Below are 13019 nucleotides of genomic sequence, written 5' to 3'. Positions count from 1 at the left end.
TTCACCAAATTCATTTTATCATAAAAGCTTAAATATGATATAATAATATGAAAAGGAGTTAGAGATATGATCAAGAAATTTATGACAAGTTTATCTAAGCCACCTTTAACGATTTTTTTTATAAGAGATTCGTGGTTTAAGGTTATTTTCTACGTTATTTTTGTGACGTTTTTAATTATAGTACCAACAATAATCAAATCATCAATTAATCCAACAATGGATATTCAAAGATATCAAGATATGCAAACAACACTTAAATCTGATTTCATCATAGAAAACGCACAAATTATAGATGGAACTTTAAGCTATGAAGCTGCTGGTTCATTTTCTTTTGCGTATTTTAATGTTTATTTAGGTGATAATGAGTTTAGTAATAACTCAGTTAATTTTGTTTTTGAAGAAAATGATTTAGCTATTTATGTAGTTGATATAGAAATAGATCGAGCAAGCTATCAAAGTTTAAATCTTGAAGACTATGATTTTAGTTCAACTGATAATCAAGACATTACAAGATTAAGTGTTGCCATAAAGCAAATGTATGAATCACAGTCATTTATAGTTACTGCAGAGATATTTGCAACTTATTTTTTAACATTATTTGATTATATATTTATAGCATTATTAATGGCGGTATTAATGGTTTTCTTTATTAATAGAATACCAATGCCATTTTCATTAAGATTTAAACTCTCACTATACTTAACAACTGTGTACGGAGTTATACAATTGATTTTAGTATTATTTAGTGCGACTTATTTAAACTTTATAGCATTAATTGCTGTTTATATTTATCATTTGTGGACCTATCGTAGCATTAAAATTATACCGAAGGGAGTTATTTGAGTGAAAAAAGATAAATTTCAATTATTTCTAGAACAATCTAAATTTGCATCTTCAATCCTCAATAATGCCCAATTAGAGTACGTCTTAGTCGATGAGAAAACAAAGAAGTGGACATTTGATTTTTTATTAACCGATATGGTTGATCCTGAAGTTTTATTGCCATTTGTTGAACAATTAAGAAGTTATTTTAGAGTGCCAAAAGTGGTCTCTAAAATTGATGTAAATATTTCATATAAAGACACAAGTAAATTAAATGAACTTGCTTGTAAATATTTTGATTATGCAGTCATTGAATTATCGAAAGATAAAGCAAGCTTTTTAGTTTTAAAAAATTTTAAAACTATTTTTGAGAAAGATGAAGTATTAGTGCTGATTGATAAGGATAGCACATATGTAAAATCATACTTTAGAGAAATTAATAAACTTTTAAAACCTTTAGGATTTGATTTAAAAATTAATTATAAAATATCAGAAGCTTTAGAACCAACTAAAGTTATGATTTCTAAATCAATTAAGGCTCAAGAAAAAGTTATTAAGCAAAGAGAACAATATGTTCAACAAGCAAGTCAACCTGTTAAAAAAACTTTTACTAAAAAAAGTAGTCCTAAAGCGATTGCGATTAGTGAAATCCCAATGGATTTATATCGCCTTGATCAATATAAAAACCAAAAAGGTGATACTAACTTTTTAATTGAAGGAAATATATCTAAATTAGAAGTAAGACAACTTACAAATACAAAACTTCTTAGTTTTGTGCTTTTTGATGATGATGACGCAATTCATGTCAAAAATTTCATAAGAAGTAAAAAAGATATTGCTCTTGCTGAGTCACTTCATGATGGAGATGCTGTACAAGTAGAAGGTAGAGCGCAATTTGATACATATCAAAAAGATGTTGTTGTATTTGCAAATGCTATACACTTTTTAGAAAAAACTAAAAAGTTAGAGCGTCAAGATAAAGCGAAAGACAAACGTATAGAGTTTCATACACATACCAAGATGAGTAACATGGATGGTATAGGAGACGTAAGTCAATACATCGATCAAGCAGTAAAATGGGGTCATGATGCTATAGCATTTACAGATCATAATGCACTTTATGCTTATCCAGATATATATAAACAAACAAAAAATAAAAAAATAAAACCAATATATGGTGTTGAATTAGATTTTGTAGATGAAAAAGGATTTAAGATTACATCTGATTCATCTAAAGATCTACCTTTAAAAGATCAAACATATGTTGTCTTTGATATAGAAACAACAGGCTTATCAGCAACAAGAGATAAAATCATAGAAATAGGTGCTGTTAAAGTAACTGCGACCTCTGTCATAGAAAAATATCAAAGATTTGTTAATCCAAATGAATTTTTATCAGATTTTACGACACATCTTACAAGTATTACTGATGAGATGTTACAAGATGCATCACCAATTGAAGATGTTCTTCCGGGATTTTTAGAATTTTGTAAGGGCAGTATATTAGTTGCTCATAATGCAATGTTTGATGTTGGTCACATAAGAGAAAATGCAAAAAAATTAGATCTCGAATTTGAAGAAGAACTCGTGATTGATACATTAAGTCTTGCTAGATATTTTTATTCAGATAGACTAAAGAGATTCAACCTAAAAGCAGTTGCTAAATTATTCAAAGTTAAACAAGAAAATCATCATAGAGCTGACGATGATGCATATGTCACTGCACAGATTTGGCAATCTATGTTACAAGATTTAGGATCTAAAGATATTAGATCTTATCATCAAATCAATGAAGCAATTGATCCAAGTGAAGCATGGAAACATGTCATGCCTTATCATTTAAATGTGTTAACTCAAACACAAGAAGGCTATAAAAATTTATTTAAGATTATAAGTGATGCATTAACTGATCATTTCTATGGTGGACCAAGAACTTTAAAATCCGTTTTAGAAAAAAATAGAGCAGGTCTTTTAGTTGGTAGTGGATGCGCTAATGGTGACGTTTTTGAAATAGCATTAAATAGAGGAGACGAGGCTTTAAAAAAAGCTATCGAATTCTATGACTATATAGAAGTTCAACCACCACAAGCATATAATCACTTAAAAGAAGGCTTAGGACAATATGCTGATGAGATTATAGAAGCAGTTATTACAAAAATAATAAAATTTGCTAAAGAGAAGAACAAGATTGTTATTGCAACAGGCGATGTTCATTATTTAGATAAAAAAGATGTTTTATATAGAGAAATGTATATTAGAACACCACTTGTAGGTGGGGGTATTCATCAATTAAACAGATATAATGTAATGCCTGAACAATATTTTTTAACAACAGATGAAATGCTAAAATCATTTAAATTCTTAGATCAAGATCTAGCTTTTGAGATTGTTGTAAAAAACACACATATCTTAAATGATAAAATTGAACATATTACAGCATTTACCAATGAATTATATGCACTACCTGATGATGCATTTGTTGAACAATTAGGAATAGAGTCTATTTCTGATGAAGTCAAAAGATTGGTTTATGATAAGATGGGGCATTTATATGGAGAACATCCTCATCCAATTGTAGTAAAAAGAGTTCAAAAAGAACTAAGCAGCATCATTGGTAACGGGTTTGCAGCCAATTACTATATATCACACTTGTTAGTGAAAAAATCGCTAGAAGACGGATATTTGGTAGGTTCTAGAGGCTCTGTTGGCTCATCACTGGCCGCAACACTCCTAGATATAACTGAAGTTAATCCATTAAAACCTCATTATCGATGTCCAAATGGAGATTTCACAGTTTTTCATTTAACAGATGAAGAAAAATTAGAATATGGATTAACACCAGAAGAAAAAGAATTTCAAGGATATTTCCATAAGATTCAATGTGGATATGATCTTCCAACTCATGTTTGCCCAAAATGTGGAGCAAAACTAGTTAAAGACGGTCATGATATTCCTTTTGAAACCTTCTTAGGTTTTGAAGGTGAAAAAGTGCCTGATATCGACCTTAACTTTTCGGGAGATTATCAATCAAAAGCTCATTCATATGTTAGAGAACTTATTGGAGCAGATCATACCTTTAGAGCAGGAACGATTCAAACAGTTGCAGAAAGAAATGCTTTTGGATATGTTAAAGGATATTTAGAAGATAAAAAATTAGAAAAAAGAAATGCGCAAATCGAAAGATTAGCTAAAAAAATAGAAGGTGTTAAACGTTCTACAGGTCAACATCCTGGCGGAATTGTTGTCGTTCCTAAATCAAAAACGATTTATGATGTCACACCAATTCAATATCCAGCAGATGATACAACAAGTGAATGGAAAACAACACATTTTGATTATCACTCATTTGAAGATAATTTACTAAAACTAGATATTTTAGGACATGATGATCCAACCATGATTAAATTCTTGATGGATTATGTAGGTGAGCATCCAGATGAATTCCCGTTTGCTAAAGCTCAAAATATTCCTCTTGATGATCCTAATGTTTATCGTCTATTTTCAGGAACAGATGTTATTGGTGTCAAACCTATTGAAATTAAAAGTGATGTTGCATCTTATGCAATTCCAGAATTTGGAACAGCATTTACAAGACAAATGCTTGTGGATACAAAACCAAATACCTTTGCAGGTTTAGTTAAAATATCAGGTTTATCACATGGAACAGATGTTTGGCTTAAAAATGCACAAGCATTAATAAATAATAAAACAGAATACGGAAAAATTTCTTTTGAAGATATCATTGGGTGTAGAGATGATATTATGGTTCAACTTTCAGATTTTGGATTGCTTCCAATAAAAGCATTTGAAATTATGGAATTTGTCAGAAAAGGAAAACCAAGTAAAGATCCAGCTAAATGGCTTACTTATGAGCAAGAAATGAGAACTCATAATGTTCCCGAATGGTATATATGGTCTGCAAGCCAGATTAAATATATGTTTCCAAAAGCGCATGCTGCAGCTTATGTGATTATGGCTATGCGTATTGCATGGTTTAAAGTTCATAAACCTTTATTGTTCTATTCTGGGTTCTTTTCAAAAAGAGCAACACAGTTTGACTATGAGATGATGGTCGCAGGACCAAATGCTTTATACAATAAATTAAACGAATTACAAGCACAATACAATTTAAAAGCTAAAGATGAATCTTTACTAGTTACATTAGGTGCTGGACTTGAAATGACAAAAAGAGGATTTTCATTTTTACCAGTAAACATTCATTTATCAGAAGCTACAACATTCACAATGGAAGATAAGGGATTAAGAATGCCTTTCAACTCTATTGATGGATTAGGAGAACAAGTTGCATTTGACATTGTCGCAAAAAGAACGCAAAAAGCATTCACTTCAAAAGATGATGTTAAGAATAGAACTAAAATTAATAAAACAGTGTTTGAAAAGATGGAATCTTATGGTGCATTTAAAGACTTAATTTCGGAAAATCGTGTGATTGAATCGGGTTTATTTGCACTTTAAAAAATAAAGAGATATAATATCTCATATAAAGGAGTGAAAGCGATGAGAAGTTCCAACCCAGTTTTTAGTAAAATACAAAGAGATGAAGCTTACGTAGGGACCACTGAGGCAACATATGGTGGCATTACTTTAAAGACATTATTATTACTTATATTAGCTATAGGTAGTGGATTTACAGTGATTTTCATGGCATCAGAAGGATATATCAATTCAGGGTCATTTATTGGATTATTAATTGGATCAATGATTATAGCATTTATTTCAGTTATGGTCGCATCATTTAGTCCAAGACTTGCAATGCCGTTTTCAATTGTTTATGCATTATCTGAAGGCGTATTATTAGGTTTTTTAACAGCGATTATTGAAGGCATGTATCCTGGTGTTGCAATTACAGCTGTAGTAGCTACTGCAACAATATTTGCAGTTATGTTATTCTTATATTCTAGTAGAACAATCAGAGTAACATCAAGATTTAGAAAAATCATGTATACTGCATTATTTAGTATATTAATTCTTGCAATATTATTTGGGATATTCTCATGGGTATCACCAAGTTTAGTAGCTAATGTTCAATTAAATGGTTCAATTGCTTTAATCATTACAGGTGCGCTTGTTATCTTTGGAGCATTAATGTTAACCCTTGATTTTGATCGAGCTGAAACAATTGTTGAAGGTGGCGCATCAAAACAATATGAATGGGTAGTTGCTATTGGTTTAATGGTAACAATCGTTTGGATTTATATTGAATTATTAAGATTCTTAGCAATATTAGCTTCACGTAGAAATTAATTAAATAAAAAATTTTTGATAGAACATAGTAATAAGATATAAGTTATTTTTAGAGAGCATAGGCTGGTGGAATCTATGTAAATACTAATCTTATGAATTCATTCTTGAAAGATGCTAATCACATCCGTTTAGTCTGCGTTAAAGATATAAAGTGCTAGGGATATCCCTAGAACTAAGGTGGTACCGCGAATTTTCGTCCTTAGACTATGTCTAGGGACTTTTATTTTAATATAAGGAGAGATGTAGAAATGAATGAAGTATTAAACACATTACAACAAGAAGCATTAGAGAAAATTAAAGACATAAAAACCTTAACAGAACTCGAAGAAATAAGAGTTGAATATTTATCTAAAAAAGGCCATGTATCCTTGATGATGGGCAAACTTAGAGATCTTCCAAATGATCAAAGACCTGCTTTTGGACAAATGGTTAATCAAGTTAAGCAAAATGTTGAACAAGCAATTTTTGCTAAAAAACAAAGCTTAGAAGAAATAGCTTTACTTGAAACATTGCAAAATGAACATATCGATCCATCACTTGATGGATATAAATTTTATCAAGGAACAACGCATCCATTAAACCAAGTCATTGAAGATGTCGAAGATTTATTTGTAGGTATGGGTTACACAGTTGAAGATGGTCCAGAATTAGAAAATGATCTATACAATTTTGAGATGATGAATCTTGATAAAGACCATCCTGCTAGAGATATGCAAGACACATTTTTTATTGATGATGAAATGTTACTTAGAACTCACACTTCACCTGTACAAGCCAGAACAATGCTAAAGATGAAAGGCCAACCTTTATCTATTATCTGTCCAGGTAAGGTTTATAGAAGAGATGATGACGATCCAACACATTCACATCAATTTATGCAAATTGAAGGATTAGTCATTGATAAAAACATTACATTTGCTCATTTAAAAGATGCGCTTTTAACCATGATCAAACACTTATTTGGTAGTGATCGTGATATTCGATTAAGACCATCATACTTTCCGTTTACTGAACCAAGTGTAGAAGTTGATGTTTCATATACGAAAAAAGATGGAACTAAAGGCTATATCGAAGTATTAGGTGCAGGATTAGTTCATCCTAATGTGCTAAAAATGGGTGGATATGATCCAAAAGTATATAAAGGATATGCTTTTGGAATCGGTGTTGAAAGAATTGCGATTTTAAAATACAACATTGATGATATCAGACATTTTTATATGAATGATTTAAGATTTTTAAATCAGTTTAAAGGGGTTGACAAGAAATGATTATTACACAAAATATGCTTAAAAAATGGATAAATATTCCAGAAAATATACTTGAAGTAACCAATCAAAAGATTATCGAAGTTGAAAGTTTTGAAGCTTTAAATTCATCTACCAATTTAGTTGTAGGAAAAGTCTTAACTTGCCAAGCTCATCCAAACTCTGATCATCTAAATATAACAACAGTAGATTTAGGCGATAGAATAGAAAATATCGTTTGTGGAGCGCCTAATGTCGCAAAAGATCAATACGTTATCGTTGCACAAGTTGGAAGTGTCCTTCCAGGTGATTTTAAAATTAAGAAATCAGTCATTAGAGGTCAAGAATCTGCTGGGATGATTTGTTCTTTAAAAGAATTAGGTATTGATGAATCACTTATTCCTGATGATTTTAGTGATGGTATTTATAATTTTAACCAACCTAAAGAAATAGGATCACCGGCACTAGAAGCACTTAGTTTAGAAGGTTGGACTATGACACTTGGTTTAACACCTAATCGTGGTGATTTATTGTCTGTCTTAGGCTTTGCCCTAGATCTTGGATCACTAACAAATCAAAGTGTAAAGATACCTACATTTAATATCAAAGAAATAAATAAAGAAAATAAAGTTAAAGTAGAAATCAAATCCAAAGGTTGCTTAAGATATTATGCAAGAGAATTTAGTGACCTGAAGATTAAAGAATCACCATGGTGGTTAAAAAGTGCATTATTAGCACACGATATCAAACCGATTAATAATGTAGTAGATATTTCAAATTATGTATTAATTGAGTATGGAACACCACTTCATATGTTTGACCAAGATAAAGTTAAAACCGATCATATCGTCGTTAGAGACGCTAAACATAAAGAAAATGTTGTAACACTAGATGAGGTTAAAAGAGTCTTAAATAGTGATGACGTTGTCATTACAAATGGATCAGAAGTTATCGCGATTGGTGGGGTCATGGGATTAGAAAATTCTATGATTGATAACAACACGACACGTGTAATTTTAGAAGCTGCGCTTTTTGATCCAAAAAGAATTGCTAAAACATCTAAAAGATTAAATTTAAAGAGTGATGCATCACTTCGATTTGAAAGAGGCATTGATGAAAATAGAGTGCTTTTAGGGCTAGAGAGAGCAAGTGAACTTTTAATAGAACTTGCAGATGCTAAAGTATCTAAAGGTATCGTAGAAGTTATATCTAAAAAACAAAATAGACCTGAAATAAAAGTAGATAAAAACTATTTTAATGAATCTTTAGGCATTGAGATTAAAGAAAAAGAATTACTTACATACTTCAAGAACTATAATTATGAAGTTTTAGTACAAGATAATAACTATATCATTACACCTCCAACATATCGTCTAGATTTAGAAATTGATGCAGATATCTTAGAAGAAGTATCAAGAATGTATGGATTAAATCAAATTCCTACACTTAAGCATTTAAGTCAAACCAATGGGTATTTAACACCAAAACAAAAACTAACCCGATCATTTAGACATGAATTAGCAGATATGGGACTTAATGAAATTATTTCTTATACTTTAGTTGAAGAAAAAGATGTTTATAGATATCTTCATATTGGAGATCCAGTGTCTGTCTTAATGCCTTTATCAGAAGATAAAAAAACACTAAGACAAAGTTTAGCACATGGTCTATTACAAACAATTAGTTATAATCAAAAAAGACAACAAGAAGCTGTTAATGTATATGAAATCGGTCATGTGTTTGCGAAAGGTATTGAAAAAACACATTTAGGTATAGCTATGAGTGGGCAATGGCATAAATCTTTCTGGCAAAAAGAAGGTATTAAAACTGATTTTTATGTTCTAAAAGGCATCTTAGATAAACTAACTCAACAAATAGGTGTTGATCTTAAATATGTTGCCTCATCCAGTCATGATAAGCTTCATCCGTATCGTCAAGCGGACATTGTTTTAAATGATCAAGTGATAGGCTATATTGGTCAAGTTCATCCAAATGAACAAAAAGCATTAGACATGAATCAAACATATATTTTAGAAGTAGATTTCGAAGATATCTTAGCTGTTGATACAACTGTAGAATTTCAAGCGATTTCTAAATATCCTAATATATCAAGAGATTTAGCTATTGTCGTTGACCAAAAAGTAAGTGCTCAAGCACTAAAAGATTTAATTGCACAAACAGTTAAAAAACAGTTAACATCGATTCACGTTTTTGATGTTTATGAAGGTTCACATATCCAAGAAGGTAAGAAATCAATTGCATTTAGTTTAGTGTTTAATGATGTATCTAAAACACTAGAGACTGAAGAAGTTGATAAGATGATGAAAAAGATAACATCTCGCTTGAGCTATGAGTATCAAGCAGAGGTTAGAAAATAAACCTGAATCTTCAGGTTTTTTTCTTGTTTAAACAAAAATCGTGTATAATACATAGTAGGTGATAACATGTTAATTTATGATTTAGAGAAAGCAGATTTAATAGAATATTTAAAAGAAAATGGCTATAAAAAATACAGAGCTGAACAGCTCTGGCATTGGCTTTATATCCAAAAAATACAAGATTTCAATGAAATGAATAATATGCCTAAAGCATTGATAGAATTTTTAAGCCAAAACTTTACTTTAAAAGCTTTAGAACTTGTTTTAAAGCATGAAAGCAATGACGGCACATTAAAATGTTTATTTAGCTTGCATGATGGTCATTTAATTGAATCAGTTTTAATCAAACAACATTATGGAAACAGCATTTGTGTAACGACACAAGTTGGGTGCAATATTGGATGTTCTTTTTGTGCTTCAGGACAATTAAAGAAGAAAAGAGATTTAACATCAGGTGAGATTATTGCACAAATTATACAAACAGAACTTTTATTAAAAGAACGTATCAATTACGTTGTTGTTATGGGTATTGGTGAACCATTTGATAATTATGAGAATTTACTTAAATTCTTAAAAACAATCAATGATCCAAAAGGCTTATCCATAGGGGCAAGACATATCACAGTATCAACAAGTGGTATCGTTGATAAAATTAAAGAATACGCACACTTTGACATGCAAGTTAATTTAGCGATCAGCTTACATGCACCAAATAATGAAATTAGAACTAAATTGATGAAAATCAATAAAGTATATCCAATTGAAGAAGTCATTGAAGCCATCAAATACTACTTAAAAGTAACAAATAGAAGAGTAACTATTGAATATATCTTAATCGATGAGATCAATGACACGCCAAAAGTAGCTTTAGAGCTTGTACAAAGGCTTAGAGGGCTAAATGTGTATGTGAATTTGATTCCTTATAACGAAGTCATAGAAGCCCCATATAAACGCTCTAAAAGAGAATCACAATTAAGATTTTATGATATATTAATGCAAAACAAAATCCAAGTGACTTTAAGAAAAGAACAAGGTCATGATATTAATGCAGCATGTGGACAATTAAGAAGTCAACATATATAGGAGGATCATTTGAAAAAAGGATTTATAAAAAAACTAATCGCAAATCAATATACAGTTATAGATGATATAACTAAAGCTGAAATTATATGCCAAGCTAGAGGCAAGTTTAGATACATGAAGGTTAATGAAGACAGTGATTTTAATAAGCAACTTACGAAAAGAACTAAAAAAGAGACGAAAGTCTTACAAATTAGTCCAAAAGTAGGGGATCGTGTCATTTATGATGATGCTGAAGATCAAGTCTTAATTACTGAAATTCAACCTCGTAAAAACGAACTTATAAGACCTGATGTGGCAAATATTGATCAAGTTTTATTGGTGTTTTCTGCAGTGAATCCTGATTTTAGTTTTAATTTGTTAGACAAATTTTTAATTATCTTAAATCAAGAGAGATTAACACCAGTGTTAATCATCTCTAAAATAGATTTAATTGAAGAAGAAAAACTTAATGAATTAAAAAAAGATATGCTCTATTATGAAACGATGGGCTATAAGATTTATTATGTCAATAGTAAACAACGTATCGGCATAGATGTTTTAGCTGATATATTTAAAGATAAGATTACAGTTTTAGCTGGTCAAACGGGTGTTGGTAAATCTACTTTATTAAATGCTTTAATGCCTGAATTGCACTTAAAAACACAAGAAATATCTAAGGCGTTAGGTCGAGGAAAACATACCACTAGACATACTGAGTTGTATGAATATAATCAAGGGTTTATTGTTGATACACCAGGTTTTTCTAAAATAGAGTTTCAGATTTTCCATAAAGAAGATTTAAAAACTTTTTATCCAGATTTTATTGAGTATGGTAATTCATGTAAGTTTAAAGGCAATTGTAACCATATCCATGAACCAGGATGTCGTGTTAAAGAGGCTGTTGAAAGCCATGAGATATTAGAATCTAGATATGAAAATTATAAGAAATTTTATCATGAAATAGAGACACAAAAAGATAAATATTAAGGAAGTGAACATATGTTAATTGCACCATCTATATTAACTGCAAACTTTGCAAGATTAGAAGAAGAATTGATAAAAATCGAATCAGCAGATAAAATTCATTTAGATGTGATGGATGGACATTTTGTCCCCAATATATCTTTTGGACCACATATATCAAGATCCATTTCTAAAGTTTCTAAACTACCATTAGATATTCATCTTATGGTAACTGATCCTTTATTTTGGATTGATCAATTTGTTTTTCCAAACACAGAATATTTAACCATTCATATAGAAGCAAATCATACAGAAGAATCTATCAAAAAGATTAAACAAGCAAACGTAAAAGTTGGTTTGTCTCTAAAACCTAAAACAAAAGTGTATGATATAATCCCTTACCTAAAGGATTGTGATCTTGTATTAGTTATGACAGTAGAGCCGGGGTTTGGCGGACAATCTTTCATGGAAGATATGATGGATAAAGTTGTTGAACTTGTTAAGATCAGAAAAGAGAAAAAACTAGACTTCTTAATAGAAGTTGATGGTGGTATCTCTGATAAGACTATTGATATATGTAAAAAAAGTGGAGTAGACATGGCAGTTGCGGGCAGTTATGTGTTTAATCATAAAGATCCAAAAGACGCTATAAATTCACTTAAATGAGAGTTTTAATTGTTGTCCATCCCGTACCTAAAGATATAAAAAAAATCATCTCTTTGAAAGATGATGATTATATCATAGCTGTTGATCAAGCAGTATTAAGTTTATATAAACAAAGAATACCCATCAATTTAGCAATTGGTGATTTTGATTCGCTTAATCATCATGGGATTTTAAACACCTTAAATGTCTTAAAACTAGATCCAATTAAAGATGTTACTGATTCATATCAAGCGCTTATTGAAGCACAAAAACTAAATCCAGATGAATATATCATGGTTGGTGGTATTGGTGGTAATAGAGTTGAACATTTTATGGCACATATATTACTTTTTAATAAATTTCCCAAGCTCAAAATCATAAATGATAAAAGCGAAATATTTATGCTTGAAAATCAGGACTATATAGTCGATTTTAAGGGCTATGTATCTATATTTGCATATGATAATGCTTTGATAACTTTAAAGGGCTTTAAGTATCCTTTAGAGACATATGAACTCAAACGATATGATCCACTTGGCATTAGTAATGAGATTATAAATGATTCAGGACATATATGTGTAAAAGAAGGTAAAGTCTTAGTTGTTTTATCATCTAGGGATAGATAAAAAGAAATTCTAAA

At 30.4% G+C, this 13019-nt stretch carries 9 protein-coding genes and 1 other annotated feature; all 9 genes read left to right on the top strand.

The genetic code is table 11. The annotated features are described in order from the left end of the window. Positions 1–66: 66 nt before the first annotated feature. The 9 genes from MPAN_RS06645 to MPAN_RS06605 all read left to right on the top strand — a co-directional run bounded on the left by MPAN_RS06645 (position 67) and on the right by MPAN_RS06605 (position 13005). Positions 67–843 (top strand): DUF1189 family protein, encoded by a 777-nt coding sequence (locus MPAN_RS06645; RefSeq protein ID WP_176238770.1) that lies wholly within the window; start codon positions 67–69, stop codon positions 841–843. Continuing rightward, complete coding sequence (locus MPAN_RS06640; RefSeq protein ID WP_176238771.1) at positions 844–5298, top strand: PolC-type DNA polymerase III; 4455 nt, start codon at positions 844–846, stop codon at positions 5296–5298. A 42-nt stretch (positions 5299–5340) separates the two neighbouring features. After that, a complete protein-coding gene (locus MPAN_RS06635; protein WP_176238772.1) occupies positions 5341–6087 on the top strand; it encodes a Bax inhibitor-1/YccA family protein in 747 nt (248 codons plus the stop codon). A 6-nt stretch (positions 6088–6093) separates the two neighbouring features. Next, positions 6094–6291: a binding site (T-box leader), on the top strand. Positions 6292–6335: 44 nt separating this feature from the next. Then, positions 6336–7355 (top strand): phenylalanine--tRNA ligase subunit alpha, encoded by a 1020-nt coding sequence (gene pheS, locus MPAN_RS06630; protein WP_176238773.1) that lies wholly within the window; start codon positions 6336–6338, stop codon positions 7353–7355. Then, a complete protein-coding gene (gene pheT / locus MPAN_RS06625; RefSeq protein WP_176238774.1) occupies positions 7352–9709 on the top strand; it encodes a phenylalanine--tRNA ligase subunit beta in 2358 nt (785 codons plus the stop codon). Before pheS ends, pheT begins: the two co-directional genes overlap by 4 nt. A gap of 66 nt (positions 9710–9775) precedes the next feature. Next, on the top strand, positions 9776–10792 hold the full coding sequence (rlmN, locus tag MPAN_RS06620) for a 23S rRNA (adenine(2503)-C(2))-methyltransferase RlmN (RefSeq protein ID WP_176238775.1): 1017 nt from the start codon (positions 9776–9778) through the stop codon (positions 10790–10792). A gap of 9 nt (positions 10793–10801) precedes the next feature. Continuing rightward, a complete protein-coding gene (gene rsgA, locus MPAN_RS06615; RefSeq protein ID WP_231756756.1) occupies positions 10802–11758 on the top strand; it encodes a ribosome small subunit-dependent GTPase A in 957 nt (318 codons plus the stop codon). Between the two features lie 12 nt (positions 11759–11770). Then, positions 11771–12400, top strand: coding sequence for a ribulose-phosphate 3-epimerase (rpe, locus tag MPAN_RS06610; protein WP_176238776.1), 630 nt, complete (start codon positions 11771–11773; stop codon positions 12398–12400). Next, entirely contained in the window at positions 12397–13005 is a 609-nt protein-coding gene (locus MPAN_RS06605; RefSeq protein WP_176238777.1) for a thiamine diphosphokinase, read from the top strand. The genes rpe and MPAN_RS06605 overlap by 4 nt, the downstream gene beginning before the upstream one ends. Positions 13006–13019 lie beyond the last annotated feature (14 nt).

It is taken from the genome of Mariniplasma anaerobium (assembly GCF_016865445.1).
GTDB classification, from domain to species: Bacteria; Bacillota_I; Bacilli_A; order Acholeplasmatales; family Acholeplasmataceae; genus Mariniplasma; species Mariniplasma anaerobium.
This window is presented reverse-complemented; position numbering and strand designations above follow the sequence as displayed.